This is a genomic window from Niallia taxi, from assembly GCF_032818155.1.
In the GTDB taxonomy this organism is placed as follows: Bacteria; Bacillota; Bacilli; order Bacillales; family Cytobacillaceae; genus Niallia; species Niallia taxi_A.
The window spans coordinates 265,672-292,063 of record NZ_CP102589.1 but is presented as its reverse complement, the minus strand read 5'-3'; the positions used below and the strand labels follow the sequence as shown (position 1 = coordinate 292,063).

The window sequence follows — 26,392 nt, the reverse complement described above, 5'->3', positions numbered from 1 at the left end:
GCTTGTAATGGACAGCTCCAATTCTATGAGGCGTTGTACTATGTATGGGGAGCGGCTCCAAAGTAAGATTGTACCGTATGAACCTCCTTTCGTTTTTTAAATTAAAAACGCTTTCATAATCTATCATACGTTAACAATATTAGTGGAACAGAATCTATTGACCTATTTTTTACAAAAACTGCATATTTCTATTAAAAACAGGAACTAATCCGCTGATAAATCGTATTAACATTATAAGTAGGAGGTGCTAGAATGTACTCTAAAATAGAGGAACCGAAGAAAAGCATATCAGAAAAAGCAATGAAAGTTTGGCGCATATCAGAGACCATAATAAATGTGGGGATACTTGTAGTGCTTGGTGTTTTATATTACTTAGATGATTATTTTGAGTGGACGTACTGGATTGGCTGGATTATTCTTGGCCTTATTGGTTTAACTGTATTATCTGCAATCTGGGGAATTATTATTGAACCGTCGTTAAAGCAGAAATATTGGCGTTATGATGTGGACGAAGAATTCATCCAGTTGAAATCAGGAATATGGAAAAAACAGCATCAACTCATCCCAATGACAAAGGTACAGTCGGTTGAACTTGTGCAAGGGCCGCTTTTAAGAAAATACAAGCTGTATTCTATCTCTGTCGGTACGATGGGAAGCAGTCATCAAATTCCAGCTATCCCAGAAGAAGAAGCACTAGAACTAAGGAACCAAATAGCTCATTATGCAAAGATTAAGGAAGTGGAGTAATGGAAGGAAGAACAGCAAGGCTGCATCCGGTAAAAATGCTGCTGGATTTCGTTTCATTGATTAAAACCAATTTTATAATCATTTTCTTTCTTTACGTTATTCATTTTGGTACAGACAGCAAACTTTGGCTTGCTTCCCAGTATTTATTTGCCGTGTTTATTCTTTTTGCAATTGTTTATAACTTCTTTAATTGGTGTTTCTACCGGTATACAGTAAAAGACGAGGCTATTCATATTTCATCTGGTGTCATTAAGAAATCAGAACGGGTAATCTCTTTAAGTAAGATCCAAAATATTCAAAAGCGTACTACTGTTATCCATAAACTATTCAATATTTCTTCCATTACGATGGAGACCGGGGAGTCAGGCGATAATGGGTCAATTGCATTAGCTGCTGTTTCTAAAAAAGAAGCAGATTGGCTGGAGACTATTGCATCAAGTGTTTATGATGAGGAAATTTCAGAAGCCTCCGAGGAGGAAAAGGATCCTGATTATATAGTGGAGACACAGAATGAAAGAGAGATTCATTTTATTGCATCTAAAAAAGATGTATTGAAGGCATCTTTCACATCATTAAGCTTTTTTGCACTTATACCTGTTGTGTTTACGATATATTCCAATATTGAAGACCTGTTGCCAGTCACAAGCATTATGGGGGATTGGCTAAAAGCCATCATGAGATACTGGTGGATGATTGCTATTACGTTGGTTATCTTTACATTCATCGCAATTGCATTTGGTGTAATTACTACTTATTGGAGGTATGGTAAATACCAGATTTTATCTGACAGTAAAAGGATTTATATTAGAAAGGGTTTGGTGGACGAGGTTGCTTTTTCCATCTTAAAAGAGAAGGTTCAGGCTATTGAGGTAATCCAATCACCACTGAAAAGAATCCTACGACTTGCTGAGGTTAAACTGGTCAGTGCAGGTGAAACAGGAGAAGAGGATTTGAAAACAAATTCTTTATACCCATTTTTACCGGTAAATAGGGCATATGAAATTGTTCATGAACTATTACCTGAATATAAAATCATCCCAAACATGACAAGCTTACCGAAAACTGCGCTTGTGGCAAAAATGTTAAGACCAAGTATTTTGTGGCTTGCAGCATTGATAGGACTTCTTATCTTTAAGCAAAACTTATGGTATGTCTCCTTTGCGGTATTGCTGATCGTTTATATTTTGCGCTTACTGGACTTTGTAAACAGCAGCTATATTGTAAAAGATGAATATATGCAGTTGAAAACAGGCAGCCTCCAAACGTCCTTATTCCTTACGAAGAGAAGTAAAGTTATTGAGGTTGAAGTGGCACAGTCCAGATGGCAAAGGCGGTTTGGTTTAGCAGAAATGGGGATCGTTAACCGCTCTAAGCCAATCGTTCATACTTCTATTAAGGATGTCCCTTACGAAGCGGCTGTTGACTTTTATTATTGGTATAAGATGAGGGGAAAAGACATTCGTATTGATAAACGATAATTAAATCTTTTTATATCGTTCCCCATTAATTAAAGTGTATACAAGTACATATTTCCTTCAATGTTCTTGGTTTTTTCGTTCATACTAATAAGGCAAAAGATTTAATGAAAGGACAAATCTCATGCTGACTAAACAACAACTTAATGATTTTCAATCGCTGTTAGAAGAACATAAGCAAGACATAGAAGAGAGATATGACATAAATGATCACTTAAATTTAATTAGAAGCCACGCGCATGATTCTGTAGGTGAGCTTTCGAGCTATGATAATCATCCAGGTGATGAAGGAACGGAATTATATGAAAGAGAAAAAGATATTGCTCTAAATGAACATTATAGATTTGAGTATGAAGGCGTGGTTCATGCATTAAAGGCGATTCAGAATGGGACATACGGAAAATGTGTGGAATGCGGCAAGGAGATTCCTCTTGAACGTCTGGAGGCTCTTCCTACGGCTTTATACTGTATAGAACATACTCCGGATAAAGTTGTCTCTCATGAGCGCCCAGTTGAAGAGGGTGTGCTCATGCCGCCGTTTGGAAAGTTTGATATGGATGAACAAGATGAAAATGTAGCTTATGATGCAGAGGATTCCTGGCAGGATGTTGAGAGCTTTGGGACCTCAGAAACTCCATCTGATTTTATCGATCCTGTTGATCACTATAATGATCTTTCTATTGATTCTTACGAAAATGTTGGGTATGTCGAGGAATATGAAAATTTTGTTGGGGTAGATATAGAGGGGAAAAACATCACTGTATATCCTAATCCACAGCATAAAAGATATGAGCACAGTTTAGATGAAGAGGGCATTATGACGAGCTTTGGGGATTTACCCGCATATGAGCATGAACCTTATGTGGAAGATACAGATGATAAGGAACGGTTTTAAAGGCAGGTCAGGCAGCATAACTAGACTTCAGATCTAGTGCGCTGCCTGACCTTTTTTGTTTAAAACAATAGCTCGTAAATGTCGTTTAAATGGTGGACTCTTTCGGAATCTTGTTCATTTTCTGCGTGCTGAATTTCTTCTGCCAGCACTTGATTGAGGAAGTTAATCTCTTCCTCTGTTAGATCTCGAACAAAAGCTTCTTCTGATTTGTAATGTCCATTCTTCATTTTCCCATAAATGCTTTTTCCTGTATCTGAACGGTCTGTGTATAGGGATAGAACTTCTCTTACATATGCTATAGATTGAATCATCCTGCACCTCTTACTTTTGATTTTTTTCAGTTTTATTATGGTTTATTTTTATTAGTTTTATTAATAGCAACATACATTTTCCATTTATAGAAACATCCATATTAATTGGATATGGAAATCACATCTCTCCTTGAATTTCCCTTTGGATTTAGTCGAAACTATTTTTAAGAGGTGAAAGCAGTGACAGTTATTATGGACTTCGATTTGAAAAAAAGAGAAAAACAAATTAAATATGAAAGGTCTGTACTTAAGGAGCTTTCTTTAAAGGACTTAAAGGCGAAGGTTGCTCATTACTTTGGATCTTCTCAGTTGACGAAAAGTGTCATCATAAACGAAGGTATGGAGGAAGCGTGCTTTGATGTAGCAATAGAAGCCTTTTTATTAGGTGCAAACTTTAGCAAATTTAATGAATGGGGAGAGGATATCTCCACGATTAAAAATAGATGTTTGGAAGAAGATAAACATTTAAAGGATACTTTATTTCATTTTCTTTTATACTGGGGTAGTGAAGAAAGCAGTAAAAATGAATCTTTGTACTATTTATGTGAACAATTCGTTGATGCATGGTGGTTAGAAGGATTTCATAAAGCAAATAAAAGAAGAAAGCTCAGGCTACATTGAAATCAGGCGGTCGCGCACCGCTTGATTTTTTTTTAGGCTTGTTCTAAACCCCCTTCTTGTCCCATATATTTAGGATAAGGACAGGCAGGAGGGATTGACTAGGACAGTGAATAAGAAATTAAAAATCAGTATATTTACAGCGGGGCTTATTCTTCTATTTTTCATTTTGCAATTTGATTTCTCGGATGATGATTCATGGGATGCTTGGAATCTGCCTTTAACTGGGAAAATAATTGTCATTGATCCTGGTCATGGAGGGCCAGATGGCGGAGCAGGTGATGAGGAAGTGTTAGAGAAAGATATTGCTCTGAATGTATCCCTTAAGATTCGTGATTATCTTCAAGAACAAGGTGCATTGGTCATCATGACGAGAGAAGAAGATAAGGATTTAGCAGGAGATGATGTAAAGGGATATCGTAACCGGAAGGTAGCTGACCTTAAGGAAAGATTGAATATTATTAACTCATCTGATGCTGATTTGTTTTTAAGCATCCATTTGAATGCAATTCCGTCTTCTAAGTGGAGCGGTGCACAAACTTTCTTTTCTCCACAGCTAGAGGATAACGAGGTTGCGGCAAAATTTATTCAAGCTGAACTAATAGACAACTTGGAAAACACAACAAGAAAAGCAAAGCCGTTAAGTAGTGTCTATATATTGAAGTATGCTGAGAAACCGGGTGCTCTTGTTGAGATAGGGTTTCTTTCTAATCCTGCAGAAAAGCAGAATTTAATGAATGTGGATTATCAAAATAAAATAGCTGCATCTGTTTATAAAGGTGTCAATCGATACTTTTCAAATGAGGATGCAATTAAAGGGGAATAGCATAGGCTAATTCTCCTTGTTCTTTTTAGGTAAATATCGTAATATCCCGGGGAATATATATCAGAATTTTAAAAATGCAAAGGTTATCATTCTCTATGTTATACTAATATTAAAGGGGAGGGGATTGTCATTTTAAACGCAGAAGCTATTGAACGCATGATAGAACAGATAACAGATCCTTTTTTACATAAGTCGTTATTAGAATTGAATTCGATTAAAGATTTAAGGTGGGATCAAGAAAAATCTCATGTCAGCATTAAGCTGGCAGTTGCAGAGATTGGGTCTCCCGCACAAATTGAATTGCAGCAGCAGATAGTCGGTATGTTGAAGCAAAATGGAGTACAAAGTGTTGGAATGCGATTTGCGCAGCTTCCAAGTCAGCTTGTTCAAGAAATACAAGCGGAACAGACTGATATCAATAGTCAGAAGCTTCCCACATATATAGCTGTAGCTAGTGGTAAGGGCGGAGTCGGTAAATCGACTGTTTCTGTTAACTTGGCAGTTTCCATGGCGAGACTTGGCAAGAAGGTAGGTCTTCTTGATGCAGATATATACGGCTTTAGTGTTCCTGATATGATGGGAATAACAAAAAGGCCTGAAGTGGTAAATGACAGAATTATTCCTGTAGAACGATTTGGCGTTCAGGTAATTTCTATGGGATTCTTTGTTGAGGATAATGCTCCTATTATCTGGAGAGGACCAATGCTTGGGAAAATGCTGACAAGCTTCCTGCAGGAAGTAGAGTGGGGAGAATTAGATTACCTGATTTTAGATTTGCCTCCTGGAACTGGTGATATTGCTTTAGATGTACATACTATGCTGCCTTCCAGTAAAGAAGTAATTGTTACTACTCCGCATCCAACAGCCGCATTTGTAGCTGCCAGAGCTGGAGCAATGGCAATAAAAACAGAACATGAGATTCTTGGTGTAATTGAAAATATGTCTTATTTTGAGAGTAAATTGACTGGTGAAAAGGAATATGTCTTCGGTAAAGGCGGAGGGAAGAAGCTGGCAGAGGATCTCCAAACCTCTGTTTTAGGTCAACTGCCGCTTGGCCAGCCTGATTGGGACAAGGACGATTTTGCTCCTTCTGTTTACTCACAGCAAGATAGAATTGGCAGTATTTATATAGATATAGCCAAAAAAGTTATTGAAAAAGCAGATAATGTATAAAAAAGCAGGGGGATTCCCCTGCTTTAATATTTGGACTAGAGTTGAATTGTCTGTACTTCAATTCCAGAAGCTGCCTCTTTAGCGGCTTTATCAAGCATCTCTTGAAATTTCTTCTTGAATTCTGGTGTATCCATGGATTCCTGCATGACCTCAAGTAAATGTTCCCGGTATTCTGTGCTTTTCAACACATTTTTCAAGTCGGATTCTATTGCAGGATCCTGCAATAATTCTACCATCATTTTTCTGTAATCCGGGTCCTTCATCAAGTCTTTCAGGAGCTTTTGGTTCTCTGTTTTCATGCTTTTTGCCATTGTTTCTGCAAAATCCGGATCTTTAAATTTCTCTGTCCAAAATTTTGATGCCTTATCAGAAACCAAAGTCTTTTCAATGGTTTTCGTAACCGCATCCTCATTCATTACGAGATTTTCCTTAATTTCTTCATCCCCAATAACATCACGAATTGCTTTTTTTCCGTCATCTGTTTTTAAAATATCTACTACCATCTTTTTGGTCTGATCATAATCCATCTGTTGTGCCGTTTCTCCAGCTGAACAGCCGCTCAAAATGGAAAGCGATAAAAGCAGAACGATGCTGTATTTTTTGAACATTGCAGCTGCTCCTTTCAAAAGGAATTATCCCTATTCATTAGCATGCTTTTATTTTTAGAAAATATTCGTCGAAATTGTTTGAAGCGTTAGTTTTGAAGCAATAAGAGGGGGGTAGAAGAAAAAAGACCCTTATTCTTAACGAAAGGGCCTTTACTGTAGGATGATTAATTTACTTCTTTGGAGCTGGAGTCAGCATTTGACAGCATTTCTGTAACGGTGACAAACTTAAGGTTTTTTCCTTTCAGATTGTCAATTACTCCAGGCAATGCGTTAGCTGTTTGTTTTGCAGAATCGGACGCATGGAGTAAAACAATATCTCCCTTTTTGGCGGGTGAGACATTTTTAATAATTTGGTCTGTTCCTGGATTTGTCCAATCTTTAGAATCAATACTCCAATGTACAAGGGTATATTTGTATCGATTTGTAATAGTTAACGCATTTTGATCAAAATGCCCTGTTGGGGCTCTGAATAAGGAAATATTCTCGACCTTCAGTTTTTCAAAGGCTGTTTTTGCTTTGGAAACATCTTGGTTTATCTTTTCTTCCTTTACTTCTGAATAATCCACATAATCATAGCCAAGTATACCAATTTCATGGCCTTCCTTCGAGATTCTTGCAATTAAATCAGGATGTCGCTCTGCCCAAGATCCTGCTAAGAAAAAGGTTGCGGTCACCTTTTCCTTTTTTAATATATCCAATATCGGTTCAGCCTTTTCATCACCCCACCCGATGTTGAATGTTAATGCAATCCCTTTTTCTCCTTTGTAAACTGCTTTGGGTCCATCCTTGGATGAGAACACTGGTACTTGTACGATATTTTCCATATACAAAAACCAAGCGGTAAAAAAAGATACAACAAGAATTAATGTCAATTGCTTTACTCTTTTTCCATTCAGTACATAAAATTTGTTCATACTAATCTCACCTCGTCCAATTTACTGCTTGGTTCATCCTATGCAAAGACAGAAATGAAAATAACAAAAAGTTTATTCATAAAAAAATATAAGATGGCAATAATACCTGAGACAAAGTCACTTCTTAGTAGAGTTTCTGAGCCGTCTTGGTTAGGAGGTTTACAAAATGCGGGCACTTTTATATACGTACACCAAGGAGGAGCCATATGGTAGGACTATTATTGAGTCAAAGGGAAGTTAAAGAAATAGAATATATGATCAAAAGGGAATTAGAAGAAATACTAATGGATTTAGGAGACGAAAGAATAGATATACTTGTAAAAAAATCGATGGTGGAAAGGTATAAGGAACTGTTTTCCTTATTCAAAAGAATCGCTTCCCCAAAAGACTGCTTGAACTATATTCTTAAGGACGATAAATACTTGGATGAAAAAATTTAAAAAATAGTAAAAATGTTATTGACGAAGATGTGATAACTTGCTATATTAATAAACGTCACTTCGACATAATCATCAAAAATAAATAGTTAAAAAAACATTTGACATTAAATTTTGATTATGTTAAATTGATAAAGTCGCTTGAGAGAGTGACGTAAATTGCTCTTTGAAAACTGAACAAACAAACGTCAACAATAATCGTTTTTATAACTTTCGTTATAGAAACAAAACAAGTAACAAAAGCTAGAGTTTAGCAATGAGCTAATCTTACTCTTTATCGGAGAGTTTGATCCTGGCTCAGGACGAACGCTGGCGGCGTGCCTAATACATGCAAGTCGAGCGGACTTAAAAAGCTTGCTTTTTAAGTTAGCGGCGGACGGGTGAGTAACACGTGGGCAACCTGCCTGTAAGACTGGGATAACTTCGGGAAACCGGAGCTAATACCGGATAATCCTTTTCTACTCATGTGGAAAAGCTGAAAGACGGTTTACGCTGTCACTTACAGATGGGCCCGCGGCGCATTAGCTAGTTGGTGAGGTAACGGCTCACCAAGGCGACGATGCGTAGCCGACCTGAGAGGGTGATCGGCCACACTGGGACTGAGACACGGCCCAGACTCCTACGGGAGGCAGCAGTAGGGAATCTTCCGCAATGGACGAAAGTCTGACGGAGCAACGCCGCGTGAGTGATGAAGGTTTTCGGATCGTAAAACTCTGTTGTTAGGGAAGAACAAGTACGAGAGTAACTGCTCGTACCTTGACGGTACCTAACCAGAAAGCCACGGCTAACTACGTGCCAGCAGCCGCGGTAATACGTAGGTGGCAAGCGTTGTCCGGAATTATTGGGCGTAAAGCGCGCGCAGGCGGTCCTTTAAGTCTGATGTGAAAGCCCACGGCTCAACCGTGGAGGGTCATTGGAAACTGGGGGACTTGAGTGCAGAAGAGAAGAGTGGAATTCCACGTGTAGCGGTGAAATGCGTAGAGATGTGGAGGAACACCAGTGGCGAAGGCGACTCTTTGGTCTGTAACTGACGCTGAGGCGCGAAAGCGTGGGGAGCAAACAGGATTAGATACCCTGGTAGTCCACGCCGTAAACGATGAGTGCTAAGTGTTAGAGGGTTTCCGCCCTTTAGTGCTGCAGCAAACGCATTAAGCACTCCGCCTGGGGAGTACGGCCGCAAGGCTGAAACTCAAAGGAATTGACGGGGGCCCGCACAAGCGGTGGAGCATGTGGTTTAATTCGAAGCAACGCGAAGAACCTTACCAGGTCTTGACATCTCCTGACAATCCTAGAGATAGGACGTTCCCCTTCGGGGGACAGGATGACAGGTGGTGCATGGTTGTCGTCAGCTCGTGTCGTGAGATGTTGGGTTAAGTCCCGCAACGAGCGCAACCCTTGATCTTAGTTGCCAGCATTTAGTTGGGCACTCTAAGGTGACTGCCGGTGACAAACCGGAGGAAGGTGGGGATGACGTCAAATCATCATGCCCCTTATGACCTGGGCTACACACGTGCTACAATGGATGGTACAAAGGGCAGCAAAACCGCGAGGTCGAGCCAATCCCATAAAACCATTCTCAGTTCGGATTGTAGGCTGCAACTCGCCTACATGAAGCTGGAATCGCTAGTAATCGCGGATCAGCATGCCGCGGTGAATACGTTCCCGGGCCTTGTACACACCGCCCGTCACACCACGAGAGTTTGTAACACCCGAAGTCGGTGGGGTAACCCTTCTGGGAGCCAGCCGCCTAAGGTGGGATAGATGATTGGGGTGAAGTCGTAACAAGGTAGCCGTATCGGAAGGTGCGGCTGGATCACCTCCTTTCTAAGGAAAAATGGATTTATTCCATTCATAGATTGTTGACAGTTTGTTGTTCAGTTTTGAGGGAGCAATTCCTCAAAACACAAGGGTATTGATAAGTAATTTAATCAATAGCCGATTTGTTCCTTGAAAACTAGATTATGTATAGTAAGAACCAAGATAAAACCGAGTAATCGCCATCTTAGATTCTCTAATAATTAGAGAAATTGAGGGTAAAGAGAAACGAGCAGGTCGAGGAAGCGACGGAGTGAGCACCGGAGCGTACGAGAGTACGTGAGGAGCACAGCGAAGAAGCTGACAAAGAAATGCGAAGTTTATCTTTAGCCGAAAACAAGTTAAGTTAGAAAGGGCGCACGGTGGATGCCTTGGCACTAGGAGCCGATGAAGGACGGGACTAACACCGATATGCTTCGGGGAGCTGTAAGTAAGCTTTGATCCGGAGATTTCCGAATGGGGAAACCCACTATCCGTAATGGGATAGTATCGTTACTTGAATACATAGAGTAACTGAAGGCAGACCCGGGGAACTGAAACATCTAAGTACCCGGAGGAAGAGAAAGCAAACGCGATTCCCTTAGTAGCGGCGAGCGAAACGGGATTAGCCCAAACCAAGAGGCTTGCCTCTTGGGGTTGTAGGACACTCTACATGGAGTTACAAAGGAACGGGGTAGATGAATAGGTCTGGAAAGGCCAGTCACAGAAGGTAAAAACCCTGTAGTCGAAACTTCGTTCCCTCCTGAGTGGATCCTGAGTACGGCGGGACACGAGAAATCCCGTCGGAAGCAGGGAGGACCATCTCCCAAGGCTAAATACTCCCTAGTGACCGATAGTGAACCAGTACCGTGAGGGAAAGGTGAAAAGCACCCCGGAAGGGGAGTGAAATAGATCCTGAAACCGTGTGCCTACAAGTAGTTAGAGCCCATTAATGGGTGATAGCGTGCCTTTTGTAGAATGAACCGGCGAGTTACGATTACATGCAAGGTTAAGTTGAAGAGACGGAGCCGCAGCGAAAGCGAGTCTGAATAGGGCGATAGAGTATGTGGTCGTAGACCCGAAACCAGGTGATCTACCCATGTCCAGGGTGAAGTCCAGGTAACACTGGATGGAGGCCCGAACCCACGCACGTTGAAAAGTGCGGGGATGAGGTGTGGGTAGCGGAGAAATTCCAATCGAACTTGGAGATAGCTGGTTCTCTCCGAAATAGCTTTAGGGCTAGCCTCAAGGTAAGAGTATTGGAGGTAGAGCACTGTTTGGACTAGGGGCCCCCATCGGGTTACCGAATTCAGACAAACTCCGAATGCCAAATACTTATCCTTGGGAGTCAGACTGCGAGTGATAAGATCCGTAGTCAAGAGGGAAACAGCCCAGACCACCAGCTAAGGTCCCAAAGTATACGTTAAGTGGAAAAGGATGTGGAGTTGCTTAGACAACCAGGATGTTGGCTTAGAAGCAGCCACCATTTAAAGAGTGCGTAATAGCTCACTGGTCGAGTGACTCTGCGCCGAAAATGTACCGGGGCTAAACGTATCACCGAAGCTGTGGATTGACATCTATGATGTCAGTGGTAGGAGAGCGTTCTAAGGGCGTTGAAGCTAGACCGTAAGGACTGGTGGAGCGCTTAGAAGTGAGAATGCCGGTATGAGTAGCGAAAGATGAGTGAGAATCTCATCCACCGAATGCCTAAGGTTTCCTGAGGAAGGCTCGTCCACTCAGGGTTAGTCGGGACCTAAGCCGAGGCTGAAGAGCGTAGGCGATGGACAACAGGTTGATATTCCTGTACCACCTTATGAATCGTTTGAGCGATGGGGGGACGCAGGAGGATAGGGTAAGCGTGCTGTTGGATTAGCACGTCCAAGCAGTTAGGCTGGTAATGAGGCAAATCCCATTACCGTGAAGGCGGAGCTGTGACGGCGAGGGAAATATAGTACCGAAGTTCCTGATTCCACACTGCCAAGAAAAGCCTCTAGCGAGATTCAAGGTGCCCGTACCGCAAACCGACACAGGTAGGCGAGGAGAGAATCCTAAGGTGAGCGAGAGAACTCTCGTTAAGGAACTCGGCAAAATGACCCCGTAACTTCGGGAGAAGGGGTGCTCTTTTGGGTGCAAGCCCGAGAGAGCCGCAGTGAATAGGCCCAGGCGACTGTTTAGCAAAAACACAGGTCTCTGCGAAGCCGTAAGGCGAAGTATAGGGGCTGACACCTGCCCGGTGCTGGAAGGTTAAGAGGAGGGGTTAGCGTTCGCGCGAAGCTCTGAATTGAAGCCCCAGTAAACGGCGGCCGTAACTATAACGGTCCTAAGGTAGCGAAATTCCTTGTCGGGTAAGTTCCGACCCGCACGAAAGGTGTAACGATCTGGGCACTGTCTCAACGAGAGACTCGGTGAAATTATAGTACCTGTGAAGATGCAGGTTACCCGCGACAGGACGGAAAGACCCCGTGGAGCTTTACTGTAGCCTGATATTGAATTTTGGTACAGCTTGTACAGGATAGGTAGGAGCCTTGGAAGCCGGAGCGCCAGCTTCGGTGGAGGCATTGGTGGGATACTACCCTGGCTGTATTGACATTCTAACCCGCACCCCTTATCGGGGTGGGAGACAGTGTCAGGTGGGCAGTTTGACTGGGGCGGTCGCCTCCTAAAAAGTAACGGAGGCGCCCAAAGGTTCCCTCAGAATGGTTGGAAATCATTCGTAGAGTGTAAAGGCACAAGGGAGCTTGACTGCGAGACCTACAAGTCGAGCAGGGACGAAAGTCGGGCTTAGTGATCCGGTGGTTCCGCATGGAAGGGCCATCGCTCAACGGATAAAAGCTACCCCGGGGATAACAGGCTTATCTCCCCCAAGAGTCCACATCGACGGGGAGGTTTGGCACCTCGATGTCGGCTCATCGCATCCTGGGGCTGTAGTCGGTCCCAAGGGTTGGGCTGTTCGCCCATTAAAGCGGTACGCGAGCTGGGTTCAGAACGTCGTGAGACAGTTCGGTCCCTATCCGTCGTGGGCGTAGGAAATTTGAGAGGAGCTGTCCTTAGTACGAGAGGACCGGGATGGACGCACCGCTGGTGTACCAGTTGTCTTGCCAAAGGCATAGCTGGGTAGCTATGTGCGGAAGGGATAAGTGCTGAAAGCATCTAAGCATGAAGCCCCCCTCGAGATGAGATTTCCCATAGCGTAAGCTAGTAAGATCCCTGAAAGATGATCAGGTTGATAGGTTTGAGGTGGAAGCGTGGTGACACGTGGAGCTGACAAATACTAATAGATCGAGGACTTAACTAAAACGAAAAGCGGAAAAAGCCCGCTTAAATCGATAGGGTGTTGATCGCGCGAGTAGCAGTCGTAAGACTGTGTGTGAGTGTGTGAAACAGCCGTATGATTTAGCTTTTGAAGCTGGACATGAAAGATTACTCATATATCTTTTTTCTTACAACATAATCTAGTTTTCAGGGAATAAAACCTTGACAAAATATTTAAGGATATGATATTATATAATCTGTTCTTAAAAAAGTCTGGTGGCGATAGCGAGAAGGTCACACCCGTTCCCATACCGAACACGGAAGTTAAGCTTCTCAGCGCCGATGGTAGTTGGAGGTTCTCCTCCTGTGAGAGTAGGACGTCGCCAGGCATACCATTATTCCGCAGTAGCTCAGTGGTAGAGCACTCGGCTGTTAACCGAGCGGTCGTAGGTTCGAATCCTACCTGCGGAGCCATAAAAACATTGAGTAATATGTTAGCAGCTTGCTTCCATAGCTCAGCAGGTAGAGCACTTCCATGGTAAGGAAGAGGTCACCGGTTCGAGCCCGGTTGGAAGCTTAGAACAAAACAATAAAGGCCCATTGGTCAAGCGGTTAAGACACCGCCCTTTCACGGCGGTAACACGGGTTCGAATCCCGTATGGGTCACCAATATATATATGGAGGATTAGCTCAGCTGGGAGAGCATCTGCCTTACAAGCAGAGGGTCGGCGGTTCGATCCCGTCATCCTCCACCATTTTAATATAATAGAAGATTTTAGATATGCGCCGATGTAGCTCAATTGGTAGAGCAACTGACTTGTAATCAGTAGGTTGGGGGTTCAAGTCCTCTCGTCGGCACCATTTATGAAATAAGAATTATTGTAATCCAATATTCGGAGGGGTAGCGAAGTGGCTAAACGCGGCGGACTGTAAATCCGCTCCTTCGGGTTCGGCGGTTCGAATCCGTCCCCCTCCACCATTTCAATTGGACAGAGAATGTCCTTTTATTTTTGGGCTATAGCCAAGCGGTAAGGCAACGGACTTTGACTCCGTCACTCGTTGGTTCGAATCCAGCTAGCCCAGCCAAGAGCCATTAGCTCAGTTGGTAGAGCATCTGACTTTTAATCAGAGGGTCGCAGGTTCGAATCCTGCATGGCTCATACTTATATAAAAACCAAGCAAACTATTGCTTGGTTTTTTTTATGTATTTTTGATTCATTAATATGCGAGACATTAATTCCAATGTACTGTAATAGTATATAGGAGGCATATTACGCAGTTAATGAATTTTATCAGTTTGCTTTAATGAAACTGTCATACTTATTCAGCAATTCGTCTAATTTTGCGCTTATATCAATCACTTTTGGGTGCGAAAAAGAAGTGAGATTTGCTAAATAGATCATCTTTTCTCGATGCTCCTCAATATCTTTTAACAACTTTTGCTCACACATTGGCTTCACCCTCATCCATTAGTTAATTTTCATTCTATCTGAAAAAAATTATATTGTCATGATTTTAACATATTATTCCCTTTTTTTATAACCAATCTGAAAAAAATTAAACCATATGTTGTCATAATTTGTTAAAATAGTAGTAAAGTCATTCAAAAGTAGTAAATATACATATTAAGAAGAAAAATATTTAAAGTGACTTGCTTTCCTGTTCCTCTTTAGAAGGAAGATGGATATAAAAGTTTTTACAAGAAAAAACATTATTCTTTTACTTTGGTTTCTTTTGGAAGGGCAGACATCCAATTGAATAATTTCTGTTAACTCTTTTTTTTTGTTCGGAGCATTGGAATTAAATTTATTAAGCTAATATAGGAAAAATATAAAAAAAAGTGAAACCTTATTCGCTATCGATACGTATTAATCGATTAGCCGCATTTAGAGCGGGGGTAAATAGATGGAAGCATTAATAAAAAAGAGAATTAAGCAAGTGATAAAAGGGGATCAAAATGCGTTCGGTGATATTATTGACATTTACAAGGACAAAGTGTTTCAAATTTGTTACCGGATGCTAGGGAATAGACATGAAGCGGAGGATATTTCACAAGAAGCCTTTCTTCGAGCATATGTTAATATAAATCGTTTTAACATGGACTTGAAGTTTTCTACATGGCTTTATCGAATTGCGACAAATTTATGTATCGACAGGATTAGAAAGAAAAAGCCAGACTATTATTTGGATGCTGAAGTACCAGGTACTGATGGTCTGAATATGTACTCACAAATTTCTTCAGATACAAGGCTGCCTGAAGAAGATGTGGAAAGCTTGGAACTGCAAGCGTTGATACAGCGTGAAATATCAAAGCTGCCAGAGAAATATCGATCTGTGATTGTACTGAAATATATTGAAGAGCTGTCTCTAAACGAGATTAGTGAAATTCTTGAGCTGCCTCTTGGTACAGTGAAAACACGCATTCACAGGGGAAGGGAAGCTTTAAGAAAGCAATTACGGCATGTCTAATAAGAAGGTGAAAGAATATGACTTGTTCATCAGAAGTTATAGAGTATATGCATCAATATCTTGATGAAGAAATCCTAGAACAAGATAAATTAAAGTTAAAAAAACATCTGGATGAGTGTGAGGACTGTGCAATTCATTTTCATGAATTGAAAAAGACGATTGCATTAGTTCAAAGCACCTCCCATATACAGGCTCCAGCAAATTTCACAGAGAATGTGCTTGGACTTTTGCCAAAGGAAAAGAAACAGGCAGTTTTCAAAAGATGGGTGCGTAATCATCCTATTTTTGCAGCAGCATCTTTATTCATTGTGCTGATGGTTTCAAGTCTCCTTTCTGCATGGAATGAAAACCATGAATTTTCGGTGTCAAAGCAGCCTAATCTTGTCGTTGAAAATGATACGGTCATTGTTCCTAAGGGAGAAGTTGTTGAAGGGGACATTGTAGTTCGGAACGGTAATATAAAGATAGAAGGACAAGTAAACGGAAATGTCACCGTTATAAATGGGCAGAAATATATGGCCTCATCCAATCAGGTCACAGGTGAGATAGAGGAAGTAAATGAGGTCTTTGATTGGCTTTGGTACTATATTAAGAGCACTTTTGAGGATATAACTAATGTATTTAAAAGTGAAGAAGGAAGTAGTGGAAGTCTCCCTGCATATTGATTGCAGGGTTTTTTCTATTGTAAATAGTTGGGTTAAAAATATTAGATGAATCATATAATAAAATCAAGATTTTTCCTTTCTGTATGTACAATTACCTAAATCATTCTTCTGTTTTTTAAATTTAGTTTGTCCAGATTGGTATTAAACGCAAATGTGATATAATATGATAATTGTAGGTAAACAAAAAGAAGCAGCGATTGCTTATGAAATATATATGCTTTGGAGGAAGGAAAATGTCGTTAGCAGATTTCCCTTTTTTAAAATATTTAGCGAATACAGTGGACATTCTCCTTGTGTGGTATGTCATCTATAAAATCCTTATGATAGTAAAGGGCACAAAAGCAGTCCAATTATTAAAAGGTATCTTTGTGATACTGATTGTAAAGCTGCTAAGTGATTATTTTAACTTGCAGACAATGGGAACGATGATGGAGCAAGTGATTCAGTGGGGTGCTCTTGGGCTTATCATCATTTTCCAAGGGGAGCTTAGAAGGGCGCTTGAACAGCTTGGCAGAGGAAAGTTCTTTTCACGAAGCGGAATACCAGAAGACCAGGCACAACAGCATGTGGTCGATTCCATTGTAAAAGCAGTCGATTATATGGCAAAAAGAAGGATTGGTGCGCTTATCTCCATTGAAAGGGAGACGGGCATGAATGATTATATTGAAACCGGAATATCCTTAGACTCAAAAATATCATCTGAATTACTAATAAATATCTTTATTCCAAATACTCCTCTGCATGATGGTGCCGTTATATTGCAGAAAAATAATATTGCTGCTGCCGCCTGTTATCTCCCATTATCAGAAAGTCCATTTATATCAAAGGAGCTGGGAACAAGGCACAGAGCAGCGCTTGGCATCAGTGAGGTAACAGATAGCATAACGATCATTGTTTCTGAAGAAACAGGGTCCATATCTATTACTAAAAATGGTGATCTCCATCGAGAGCTTAAATTGGAAGCATTTAAAGAACTACTGTCCAGTGCGTTAATTGCACCTTCTGCCAGACATGCTTCTTCTGTTAAGTGGGGCTGGAAGGGGAAGAATAAATGAATAAGTTATTTGACAGAATCGGAGAAAGTAATTGGTTTATGAAGGTAATTGCCTTTGCATTGGCATTGTTGCTGTTTTTATATGTATACGACGGCAGCGACAAATCTAATGATGTGAACGTCCCTGGTTCAGAAGACTCTGGACTGGTAGAGGATATGCCTGTAAAAGTGTATTACGATACAGATAATCTTATTGTTTCTGGAATTCCGGAAACAGTGGATGTGAAACTTACAGGTCCGACTGTCCATGTTCAATCAGCAAGACTCCAAAAGAATTTTGAAGTGTATGTTGATTTGACTGATGCGGAAATTGGTACAAAAGAGGTTGCTCTTCAAGTCAAGGATCTTTCTGATAAGCTGGAAGCAGTCATCGAGCCGGCCACTATCGAGGTTACATTGAAGGAAAAAGTCTCAAAAGTAGTGAATGTGGAAGCTGAGTATAACAGCAGCTTGATTGCAAAAGGTTATTCGACTGGAACAGCAACAATCAATCCTTCCACTGTAACGGTGACAGGTGCAAAAGATGAAATTGACAAAATAGCTTATGTGAAAGCAAACGTAGAGCTTGAAGAAGGGACTAGCAAGGATATTAGCAAAAAAGCTAAAATATCTGCGTTAGACAGCAGTTTAAATAAATTAGATGTAGAAGTGGAACCAGAAACGGTGGAAGTGAATATCCCTGTAACAAGAACAAGTAAAACAGTTCCAATCAATATTGTGGAAAAGGGAGATCCGCCAGCTAATGTTACAATTGATTCCATAACATTAAACAAAACAGAAGCGACAATTTCAGGTCCAGAAGATATACTAAAAGAAGTGGACAGTACAAGAGTTGAAGTTGACCTGAGTGATATAGACAAGGATCAAAATATAGAGCTTCCTGTGATCATCTCAAACGGGGTAACAGCTGTAGAACCAGAATTGGTAACTGCTACCGTTAAGGTGACAGTAGGGAAGGAAGATACAAGTTCAAATGAATCTGCAAATGAGGAAGAGGATTCAGATGAGACAGCAACTGTAGAAAAAACGAGCACGAGAACAATAAGTGGAATACCAATAAGTATACAGGGTTTGGGAAATGAGTTTGAGGCTGAGATAACAGACCCGGTTGATAAAAGCGCTAGCCTTGATGTAACAGGAGCAAACGACATTGTAAAAGGCTTGGCTGCATCAGATTTTTCTCTGTTTCTAGATCTGACAGGAATGTCTGCTGGGGAGCATGAGGTCCAGATTATGGTCGAAGGTCCGGATGATATTAGCTGGGAACTGGCAAAAGAGACAGCAAGTGTTTCAATAACGGAAAAAGATGCTTAAAAATTGATAAAGATTCATATTAGTTAGAAGGAGCGATTTAGGAATGGGTAAATATTTCGGTACGGATGGAGTACGAGGAGTAGCAAATAGTGAACTGACACCTGAGATAGCATTTAAGCTTGGAAGGTTCGGTGGCTTCGTCCTAACAAAAGATCAAGATCGACCTAAAGTGTTAATTGGTCGTGACACTCGTATTTCAGGCCATATGCTGGAGGGAGCCCTCGTAGCAGGATTGCTTTCCATTGGTGCAGAGGTAATGCGTTTAGGTGTCATATCTACACCGGGTGTATCCTATTTAACAAAAGTTTTGGGAGCACAGGCTGGAGTAATGATTTCCGCATCCCATAACCCTGTTGCCGATAATGGCATCAAGTTTTTCGGTCCAGATGGCTTTAAGCTTTCAGATGAGCAGGAATTGGAAATTGAAGCATTAATTGATCAGGATGTTGACTCACTACCAAGACCAACTGGAGCTGACCTTGGACAAGTTAATGACTATTTCGAAGGCGGTCAGAAATATCTTCAGTTCTTAAAGCAAACTGTGGATGAAGAGTTCGAAGGAATCCATGTTGCCCTTGACTGTGCACATGGTGCAACATCCGCTCTTGCTATGCACTTATTTGCAGATTTGGATGCGGACATTTCAACAATGGGAGCATCTCCAAATGGATTAAATATCAATGATGGCGTAGGTTCTACACATCCGGAAACATTAGCCGAATTCTTGAAGGAAAAGCAAGCTGATGTTGGATTGGCATTTGACGGCGACGGTGATCGTTTGATTGCGGTCGATGAAAAAGGTGATATTGTTGATGGGGATCAAATCATGTATATATGTGCTAAGTACATGAAAGAGACTGGCCGACTGAAGCAAGATACCGTTGTATCCACTGTAATGAGTAATTTAGGTTTTTATAAGGCTTTGGAACAGCATGGTATTAAAAGCATTCCAACTGCAGTAGGAGATCGTTACGTAGTGGAGGAAATGCGTAAGAATGGTTATAATCTTGGCGGAGAGCAATCTGGTCATATTATTTTCCTTGATTTCAATACTACTGGTGACGGACTATTAACAGGTTTACAGCTTGTGAATATTATGAAAGCAACGAAGAAGCCTTTATCAGAGCTTGCCGGAGAAATGAAAAAATTCCCGCAAAAACTTGTGAACATAAGGGTAACGGACAAGTATCATGTAACAGATAATGAGAAAGTAAAAGAAGTCATCAGTAAAGTGGAAGAGGACATGAAAGGAAACGGCAGAATTTTAGTCAGACCTTCAGGTACAGAACCTCTTGTTCGCGTAATGGCAGAGGCTCCTACTAGTGAATTATGTGATGCATATGTCAATATTATTGCTGAAGTAGTAGAAAAGGAAATGGGATTGAAGGAATAGTAAGTCACTCAGTCACATTATTATATAAGCTGAATAGGATAGAGGGTAAGGAAGTTCGCTGATTGAATCTTCTTTATCCTCTTTTTTCATAAAAAGTAATATGTATTATGTATTAGTATTTGACGAATTATTTGTAAGTAAGGTATGATTAATCTGCTTTTGTGAAAAAAGCAAATGGAAGAAAAGGAGGGAGATTAAGAAGATTAGTTATACAAAGCGCCTGAACTAGCAGTGGACGAAGCGTGTGCTAGTTGACGAGGAGGAGGTTTATCGATATTTCGGCGGATACCTCCCGGTTATGTAGCAGATCGAGAGCTTTATTTTAAAACATTAAGGCAACTTAATGCACAAAGAATAGGGCATGCTAATATAAATGTTTATAAAAAATTACAGAGATAGGGGAGCAAGTTGTCCCCTAGTAAGGCTTCTTGCTCCCCTAGAACGGAGGAAAAGAAGTATGTGTGGTATTGTTGGTATTATCGGAAACCCGGATGCAAAAGAGATTTTATTAAAGGGACTAGAAAAGCTTGAATATAGAGGATATGACTCTGCAGGTATTGCTCTTAGCAATGAGGCTGGAGTAAAGGTCTTCAAGGAAAAAGGCAGAATTGCAGATTTGCGCAGCGTTGTGGATGAAACGGTCACTGCTGAAATAGGAATTGGCCATACTCGTTGGGCAACACATGGAGTACCAAGCAGATTAAACGCACATCCGCATAAAAGTGCTTCTAATCGTTTCACAATTGTTCACAACGGAGTTATTGAAAACTATGATCTGTTAAAAAAGGAATACTTGGCAGATGTCGAAATGAAAAGCGATACGGATACAGAAGTGGTCATTCAGTTAATTGAACACTTTGTTGAAAGCGGCAAAGATGTTAAAGCAGCGTTTGTGCAAACATTAAAAATGCTAAAAGGCTCTTATGCTTTTGCATTATTAGATGAACAAAACAAAGATGTAATATATGTTGCCAAAAACAAAAGCCCGCTTCTTGTCGGCCTTGGTGAAGACTTCAATGTAGTAGCGAGCGATGCGATGGCTATGCTGCAAGTGACAGATCAATATGTTGAGCTAGTAGATAAAGAAATCGTACTTGTATCAAAAGATAAAGTAGTTATTGAGACTTTAGATGGAGAAGTTATTTCCCGGGAAGCTTATACGGCAGAATTGGATGCTAGCGATATTGAAAAAGGAACTTACCCACACTATATGTTGAAGGAAATTGACGAGCAGCCGCTTGCTATTCGCAAAATCATTCAACAATATAGAGCTGAAGATGGGACGCTGACAATTGATCCGGCTATCATTGATGCTGTTAAAGAAGCAGACCGTTTGTATATTATTGCTGCAGGTACTTCTTATCATGCAGGTTTGCTCGGTAAGCAATTTATCGAAAGCTTGGCGAAGATTCCAGTAGAGGTTCATGTTGCGAGTGAATTTAGCTATAATATGCCGTTGCTTTCTGAAAAGCCTTTGTTTATCTTTATTACTCAAAGTGGAGAAACAGCTGACAGCAGAGCTGTGCTTGTACAAGTGAAGGAGCTTGGTTATCCTGCTATCACGGTAACAAATGTTCCTGGCTCTACACTTTCTCGTGAAGCAGATTATACATTGCTTCTGCACGCTGGCCCTGAAATTGCTGTTGCTTCTACGAAGGCTTACACTGCACAGATGGCAGTATTGTCCATCCTTGCAGAAGTGACAGGAAGAAGCAAAGGTTATGAATTCAGCTTTGACCTAGTGCATGAGCTAGGCATTATCGCTAACGCAATGGAAGTTGTTTTTGAACAAAAAGAAGAACTTGAAACGATTGCCAGAGAATACCTAGCTACAACAAGAAATGCATTCTTTATTGGCCGCGGAATCGATTATTATGTTGGTCTAGAAGGTGCGCTTAAGCTAAAAGAAATCTCTTACATCCAGGCAGAAGGTTTTGCAGGCGGTGAATTAAAGCACGGCACAATCGCTTTAATCGAAGATGGAACACCAATCATTGCCTTAGCAACACAGGAAAGTGTCAACTTGAGCATTCGTGGAAACGTTAAAGAGGTAGTTGCACGTGGTGCAAATCCGTGTATCATTTCTATGAAAGGCTTGGAAATGGACGGTGACCGCTTTATCGTTCCAGCTGTGCATGAGCTATTGACACCCCTTATCTCTGTATTACCGCTGCAGCTTATCTCTTATTATGCAGCACTTCATAGAGACTGTGACGTTGATAAGCCACGTAATTTGGCTAAATCTGTTACTGTTGAATAATAATTATTTAAGTGCCCCTGTAGTCTCCAGACTGCAGGGGTTTTTTTAAAAAGTAAGTGTTAACCAAAAAAGCAGATTCTTGTCTTTTTAATAAACAATTGACAGAAAAGTAAAAAACAATTATTATAGTTGAGAATGATAATCATTGTAAAATGTGGTGAATCGAGCTGTGCTTAACATAAATTATAAAAGCAAGTACCTTTATCACTTTTGCCACTAATAAACTATTAATATATAAGAGGGGATTAAGTCATGCATACAAAACGTAGAAATCCATTTCTTCAGCTATTGCTATTTTCAATTGTAGCAATCCTGGTTTTAGCAGGTTGCTCAAATTCTTCATCGAATGACTCAGATAAAAATGAATCTGCTTCTTCCAATTCAGATTCTGAATATCCAATAACAATTAAACACGCTTTAGGCGAAGCGGTTATTGAAAAGAAACCAGAACGTGTTGTTACAATCCAATGGGGAAATCAAGATGTAGCTTTAGCTCTTGGAGTGACTCCTGTAGGTTTTTCAGCAGCAAACTTTGGAGTACAAGATGACAGTGGTTTACTGCCTTGGACAGCAGAAAAGCTGGACGAGCTTGGTGTGAAAGACCCTAACGTATTCCAAGATACAGACGGACTTGATTTTGAGGCTATTTCAGATGCAAAGCCTGATGTAATTCTTGCAGCTTACTCTGGTATTACACAAGAAGATTACGATACTCTTTCTGAAATTGCTCCAGTTGTTGCATATCCAACTGCAGCTTGGGCAACAACTTGGCGTGAACAAGTTGAATTAAATGCAACTGGTATGGGAATGAAAAAAGAGGGCGAAAAGCTTATCACAGATATTGAAGCTATGCTTAAAGAGAAAGCAGCTAAATACCCTCAAATTGAAGGTAAAAAAGTTGTTTGGGTTAACTTCTCAGCAGATGACTTGTCTAAATTGCATCTATACACACCAGTTGATTCACGTGTTGCCTTCTTAAAAGAACTTGGTCTAGACTATCCAGATAGTGTGAAGGATTTAATTACAGACCCTAACAGTTATTCTCTAGAATTGAGTGCTGAAAACGTAGAGGCTCTTAATGATGCTGACGTAATTGTTGGTTATGGTAATGATGAGCTATATAACACAATTAAAGCTGATCCGTTGCTTGGAAATATTCCTGCAGTTAAAAGAGGTTCAGTAGCATTTATTGCAAGTGACACACCATTGGTTGCTGCGGGAACACCAACTCCGCTTTCAATCGAATACACTATTGATGATTACCTTGAGCTAATTGGCGGAGCAATTGATAAAATAAATGAGTAGTTTCTTCGTTCCAAAAGGTAAACAGATGGACCTGCATGTTCCAAAAAACTTTAAGCTGACTATAATTGTATCCATTATATTGTTGATTGCTTGTATTGTAGCTTCACTAGCATTCGGTGCTCGTGTAGTCAGTTTTCAAGACATTTTAGATGGTTTGACTGGCAAAAATGAAGATTCGTTTGGGGCAAATATTGTACGTAAACGTTTGTCCAGAACGGTTTTCAGTTTGTTATGCGGAGCAGCACTTGGAGTATCTGGCGCACTGATGCAGGCTATTACGCGAAATCCACTGGCAGATCCCAGCATACTTGGTGTGAATACTGGGGCATCATTATTTGTAGTTTGTGGACTAGCATTCTTTAATATTAGTACAGCAAATCAATATATCTGGTTCGCTTTACTGGGAGCAGCATTAACAGCAGCATTTGTTTTTGGAATTGGTTCAATGGGACGGGGCGGAGCAACACCAATAAAGCTTGTATTGGCGGGAGCTGCAACAACTGCAGCTCTCTCTTCCCTTGTCACCGCTATTTTAATTCCAAATTCTTATGCCATGGATCAATTCAGATTTTGGCAGGTAGGCAGTGTAGGCTCAGGTACATGGAATTCCATCACAACCTTCCTTCCTTTTTTGGCTATTGGCATTCTTATTGCCTTTATTTCGGCCCCAGCATTGAACGCTCTTGCTTTAGGGGATGATGTTGCAACAGGACTCGGTGTGAGGCCTGGATTTTTGCGTCTTGGAGGAGCAATAGGTGGAGTTGTGCTATGTGGGGCAGCTACTGCGTTAGCAGGTCCAATTGGCTTTATTGGTCTGATGTCTACACATGTTATGAGACTTATTCTTGGCCCGGATGTACGTTTTGTAATACCTATGTCAGCTATTACAGGGGCAATTATTTTAACGTTTTCTGATGTCATTGGAAGACTAATTGCTAGTCCTGGAGAACTCGAGGTTGGTGTAGTTACGGCATTTATAGGTGCACCAATCCTCATTATATTAGCTAAGAAATCGAAAGTGCGGTCATTATGAAAAATCAATTTGGTGAAATAAACTTTATTATGACAGGCATCAGGAAAAGACGGTGGCGCTGGATACAAGTTACTAGCTTACTGTTTGTGCTAACTTGTATTCTTTGCTGCGCGATGCTCTTGCTTGGAAACACTATTTACCCGATTCAGGAAGTGATTCGTTCACTTTCAGGTGAGCGGATTGCAGGTGTTACTTTTGCTGTAAATACGATACGTTTACCAAGAATGCTAGCTGGTCTATTTGCTGGGTTTGCTTTCGGCGTTGCAGGCTACATCTTTCAAACAATGCTGCGTAATCCACTTGCAAACCCAAACGTATTAGGTATTACATCTGGCTCAAGTGCTGCGGCTGTTTTATGTATTACGATGTTCCATACGAGCAATGCAGTTGTTTCCTTTGCTTCTGTTATTGCAGGTCTCATAACTGTTGTTTTTATGTATTTGCTTTCTCGGGGAAAATCCTTTTCGATTGGTCGATTAATTCTTATTGGGATAGGGATACAGGCTATACTTGATGCAGTCATATCCTATCTTTTGTTAATTGGTTCACAGCAGGATATTCCAGCAGCACTTAGATGGCTTAATGGCAGTCTTAATGGTTCAAAAATAGAAGAATTGCCTCCACTTATTATTACAGTCATTATATTTACTCCAATTGTTCTCTTGTTAGGTAAGCAATTGAATATTTTGGAGCTTGGTGAGCAAATGGCATCTTCGCTTGGTGTCTCAACAGATAAAACAAGAGTTTTACTTATTGTCAGTTCTGTCTTTATGATTGCTATTGCAACAGCTACAACGGGTCCCATTGCGTTTGTCTCCTTCCTTGCAGGACCGATTGCTAATAGATTAGTAGGCGCTGGATTCTCTAATATTTTGCCGGCAGGTCTTGTAGGAGCCAGCTTAGTTTTAGTAGCAGATTTAGTTGGACAATTTGCATTTGTATACAGATTTCCAGTCGGTGTCATAACAGGCTTGCTTGGTGCACCATACTTAATCTTGCTATTAATTCGAATGAATCGGAAGGGAGAATTGTAATGGAAACGATACATGATTTTCGAGCGCAAAAATTAATAGCCGGCTACGATAATAAAATGATATTAAACGAAATTGAGCTGAAAATTCCCAGCAATAAAATAAGTGTTATTATAGGCGCAAATGGCTGCGGGAAATCGACGCTGCTAAAAACCTTGGCTAAATTAATTAAGCCATCATCTGGTGAGGTTACTCTTGATGGTAAAGCAATCAGCAAAATTCCACCAAAACAATTAGCACGGGTTTTAGGTATTTTACCGCAATCACCTGTTGTTCCAGAGGGGATAACAGTAGCTGATTTAATTGGCCGTGGAAGATTCCCGCATCAATCTTTGTTAAGTGGCTGGTCAAAAAAGGATTATGATGCCGTTGCAGAAGCTATGGAAATCATGAAGATTACGGAGTTTGCAAATCATGACATTGATGAGCTGTCTGGCGGTCAAAGACAACGTGTCTGGATTGCAATGGCACTCGCACAGCAAACGGATATTTTATTTCTCGATGAGCCGACAACCTTTTTAGATATTACTTATCAAGTGGAGATATTAGATTTGTTAACAGATCTTAATCGGAAATACGGCACGACAATTGTAATGGTTCTCCATGATATCAATTTGTCAGCTCGTTATGCTGACTATATATTTGCCCTTGAAAAGGGAAAGCTTGTAGGAGAAGGAAAGCCATCAGAGATAATTACAAGTACATTAGTAAAAGAGATATTTGGTCTGAATTGTACAGTTATTAATGACCCTGTTTCAGCAACACCTTTAGTTGTACCTAAAGGCAGGTATCATGTTAAACCATAATAGCAATCCCTC

The 26,392-nt window shown here is 40.7% G+C and carries 21 protein-coding genes, 8 tRNA genes and 3 rRNA genes; 28 read left to right on the top strand and 4 right to left on the bottom strand.

Features of this window, described 5'->3' with window-relative positions; genetic code table 11:
* The first annotated feature begins 252 nt into the window (after positions 1-252).
* The 3 genes from NQZ71_RS01450 to NQZ71_RS01440 all read left to right on the top strand — a co-directional run bounded on the left by NQZ71_RS01450 (position 253) and on the right by NQZ71_RS01440 (position 3,117).
* Positions 253-747, top strand: a complete 495-nt coding sequence (locus NQZ71_RS01450; protein WP_275009682.1) for a PH domain-containing protein — start codon at positions 253-255, stop codon at positions 745-747.
* The gene (locus NQZ71_RS01445; protein WP_317011215.1) at positions 747-2,225 is read left to right on the top strand and encodes a PH domain-containing protein; all 1,479 of its coding nucleotides are present in this window, start codon (positions 747-749) and stop codon (positions 2,223-2,225) included. Before NQZ71_RS01450 ends, NQZ71_RS01445 begins: the two co-directional genes overlap by 1 nt.
* Positions 2,226-2,346: 121 nt before the next feature.
* Positions 2,347-3,117 (top strand): TraR/DksA C4-type zinc finger protein, encoded by a 771-nt coding sequence (locus tag NQZ71_RS01440; RefSeq protein ID WP_144458323.1) that lies wholly within the window; start codon positions 2,347-2,349, stop codon positions 3,115-3,117.
* Between the two features lie 59 nt (positions 3,118-3,176).
* Here NQZ71_RS01440 and NQZ71_RS01435 read toward each other — a convergent pair whose 3' ends face one another.
* Positions 3,177-3,428, bottom strand: coding sequence for a sigma-G-dependent sporulation-specific acid-soluble spore protein CsgA (locus NQZ71_RS01435; RefSeq protein ID WP_144458322.1), 252 nt, complete (start codon positions 3,426-3,428; stop codon positions 3,177-3,179).
* 180 nt (positions 3,429-3,608) lie between these two features.
* On the opposite strand from NQZ71_RS01435, the gene NQZ71_RS01430 reads away from it, so the two are divergent.
* The 3 genes from NQZ71_RS01430 to NQZ71_RS01420 all read left to right on the top strand — a co-directional run bounded on the left by NQZ71_RS01430 (position 3,609) and on the right by NQZ71_RS01420 (position 6,045).
* Positions 3,609-4,049, top strand: a complete 441-nt coding sequence (locus NQZ71_RS01430) for a DUF2521 family protein (protein ID WP_144458321.1) — start codon at positions 3,609-3,611, stop codon at positions 4,047-4,049.
* A gap of 106 nt (positions 4,050-4,155) precedes the next feature.
* Positions 4,156-4,872: an N-acetylmuramoyl-L-alanine amidase CwlD gene (gene cwlD / locus NQZ71_RS01425; protein WP_144458319.1), complete on the top strand. Its 717-nt coding sequence runs from the start codon at positions 4,156-4,158 to the stop codon at positions 4,870-4,872.
* Between the two features lie 129 nt (positions 4,873-5,001).
* A complete protein-coding gene (locus NQZ71_RS01420) occupies positions 5,002-6,045 on the top strand; it encodes an Mrp/NBP35 family ATP-binding protein (protein ID WP_186304185.1) in 1,044 nt (347 codons plus the stop codon).
* A gap of 35 nt (positions 6,046-6,080) precedes the next feature.
* Here NQZ71_RS01420 and gerD read toward each other — a convergent pair whose 3' ends face one another.
* Both gerD and pdaB read right to left on the bottom strand, forming a co-directional pair.
* Complete coding sequence (gene gerD, locus NQZ71_RS01415; protein WP_144458315.1) at positions 6,081-6,653, bottom strand: spore germination lipoprotein GerD; 573 nt, start codon at positions 6,651-6,653, stop codon at positions 6,081-6,083.
* Between the two features lie 164 nt (positions 6,654-6,817).
* The gene (gene pdaB, locus NQZ71_RS01410; RefSeq protein WP_144458313.1) at positions 6,818-7,567 is read right to left on the bottom strand and encodes a polysaccharide deacetylase family sporulation protein PdaB; all 750 of its coding nucleotides are present in this window, start codon (positions 7,565-7,567) and stop codon (positions 6,818-6,820) included.
* Between the two features lie 206 nt (positions 7,568-7,773).
* Here pdaB and NQZ71_RS01405 point away from each other — a divergent pair, with 206 nt between their 5' ends.
* From NQZ71_RS01405 to NQZ71_RS01350, 12 genes are all read left to right on the top strand, one after another.
* Positions 7,774-8,007, top strand: coding sequence for a hypothetical protein (locus NQZ71_RS01405; RefSeq protein WP_127742482.1), 234 nt, complete (start codon positions 7,774-7,776; stop codon positions 8,005-8,007).
* Between the two features lie 271 nt (positions 8,008-8,278).
* A 16S ribosomal RNA gene (locus NQZ71_RS01400) occupies positions 8,279-9,828 on the top strand.
* Positions 9,829-10,158: 330 nt separating this feature from the next.
* Positions 10,159-13,093, top strand: a 23S ribosomal RNA gene (locus NQZ71_RS01395).
* A gap of 229 nt (positions 13,094-13,322) precedes the next feature.
* Positions 13,323-13,439 (top strand): 5S ribosomal RNA (gene rrf, locus NQZ71_RS01390).
* Together the 16S, 23S and 5S rRNA genes with 8 tRNA genes alongside form the textbook arrangement of a ribosomal RNA operon.
* Before the next feature lie 10 nt (positions 13,440-13,449).
* Positions 13,450-13,524: transfer RNA gene (locus NQZ71_RS01385), tRNA-Asn, on the top strand.
* Positions 13,525-13,554: 30 nt separating this feature from the next.
* Positions 13,555-13,627: transfer RNA gene (locus NQZ71_RS01380), tRNA-Thr, on the top strand.
* 17 nt (positions 13,628-13,644) lie between these two features.
* Positions 13,645-13,719 (top strand) — tRNA-Glu (locus tag NQZ71_RS01375).
* Positions 13,720-13,729: 10 nt separating this feature from the next.
* Positions 13,730-13,805: transfer RNA gene (locus NQZ71_RS01370), tRNA-Val, on the top strand.
* Positions 13,806-13,835: 30 nt separating this feature from the next.
* Positions 13,836-13,911, top strand: a tRNA-Thr gene (locus NQZ71_RS01365).
* Positions 13,912-13,945: 34 nt separating this feature from the next.
* Positions 13,946-14,029, top strand: a tRNA-Tyr gene (locus NQZ71_RS01360).
* A 32-nt stretch (positions 14,030-14,061) separates the two neighbouring features.
* A tRNA-Gln gene (locus NQZ71_RS01355) sits at positions 14,062-14,136 on the top strand.
* Between the two features lies 1 nt (position 14,137).
* Positions 14,138-14,210 (top strand) — tRNA-Lys (locus tag NQZ71_RS01350).
* Positions 14,211-14,342: 132 nt separating this feature from the next.
* Here the strand turns inward: NQZ71_RS01350 and NQZ71_RS01345 are convergent.
* The gene (locus NQZ71_RS01345; protein ID WP_127740612.1) at positions 14,343-14,501 is read right to left on the bottom strand and encodes an aspartyl-phosphate phosphatase Spo0E family protein; all 159 of its coding nucleotides are present in this window, start codon (positions 14,499-14,501) and stop codon (positions 14,343-14,345) included.
* Positions 14,502-14,955: 454 nt separating this feature from the next.
* On the opposite strand from NQZ71_RS01345, the gene sigW reads away from it, so the two are divergent.
* The 10 genes from sigW to NQZ71_RS01295 all read left to right on the top strand — a co-directional run bounded on the left by sigW (position 14,956) and on the right by NQZ71_RS01295 (position 26,380).
* On the top strand, positions 14,956-15,519 hold the full coding sequence (gene sigW, locus NQZ71_RS01340) for an RNA polymerase sigma factor SigW (RefSeq protein ID WP_127740614.1): 564 nt from the start codon (positions 14,956-14,958) through the stop codon (positions 15,517-15,519).
* 17 nt (positions 15,520-15,536) lie between these two features.
* Complete coding sequence (locus NQZ71_RS01335) at positions 15,537-16,184, top strand: anti-sigma factor family protein (RefSeq protein WP_144457527.1); 648 nt, start codon at positions 15,537-15,539, stop codon at positions 16,182-16,184.
* Between the two features lie 233 nt (positions 16,185-16,417).
* Positions 16,418-17,239, top strand: a complete 822-nt coding sequence (gene cdaA, locus NQZ71_RS01330; protein WP_317011213.1) for a diadenylate cyclase CdaA — start codon at positions 16,418-16,420, stop codon at positions 17,237-17,239.
* The gene (locus NQZ71_RS01325) at positions 17,236-18,552 is read left to right on the top strand and encodes a CdaR family protein (protein ID WP_317011212.1); all 1,317 of its coding nucleotides are present in this window, start codon (positions 17,236-17,238) and stop codon (positions 18,550-18,552) included. The genes cdaA and NQZ71_RS01325 overlap by 4 nt, the downstream gene beginning before the upstream one ends.
* Before the next feature lie 43 nt (positions 18,553-18,595).
* Positions 18,596-19,945: a phosphoglucosamine mutase gene (gene glmM, locus NQZ71_RS01320; protein WP_144457523.1), complete on the top strand. Its 1,350-nt coding sequence runs from the start codon at positions 18,596-18,598 to the stop codon at positions 19,943-19,945.
* Positions 19,946-20,402: 457 nt separating this feature from the next.
* Positions 20,403-22,205 (top strand): glutamine--fructose-6-phosphate transaminase (isomerizing), encoded by a 1,803-nt coding sequence (gene glmS, locus NQZ71_RS01315; protein WP_317011211.1) that lies wholly within the window; start codon positions 20,403-20,405, stop codon positions 22,203-22,205.
* 252 nt (positions 22,206-22,457) lie between these two features.
* Entirely contained in the window at positions 22,458-23,510 is a 1,053-nt protein-coding gene (locus NQZ71_RS01310) for an iron-siderophore ABC transporter substrate-binding protein (protein WP_144457519.1), read from the top strand.
* Positions 23,503-24,543 carry a FecCD family ABC transporter permease gene (locus NQZ71_RS01305; RefSeq protein ID WP_144457518.1) on the top strand — a complete coding sequence of 347 codons (1,041 nt, stop codon included), beginning with the start codon at positions 23,503-23,505 and terminating at the stop codon, positions 24,541-24,543. Before NQZ71_RS01310 ends, NQZ71_RS01305 begins: the two co-directional genes overlap by 8 nt.
* Complete coding sequence (locus NQZ71_RS01300; protein WP_317011210.1) at positions 24,540-25,577, top strand: FecCD family ABC transporter permease; 1,038 nt, start codon at positions 24,540-24,542, stop codon at positions 25,575-25,577. The genes NQZ71_RS01305 and NQZ71_RS01300 overlap by 4 nt, the downstream gene beginning before the upstream one ends.
* Positions 25,577-26,380 (top strand): ABC transporter ATP-binding protein, encoded by an 804-nt coding sequence (locus NQZ71_RS01295; protein WP_127740632.1) that lies wholly within the window; start codon positions 25,577-25,579, stop codon positions 26,378-26,380. Before NQZ71_RS01300 ends, NQZ71_RS01295 begins: the two co-directional genes overlap by 1 nt.
* Positions 26,381-26,392: the final 12 nt, after the last annotated feature.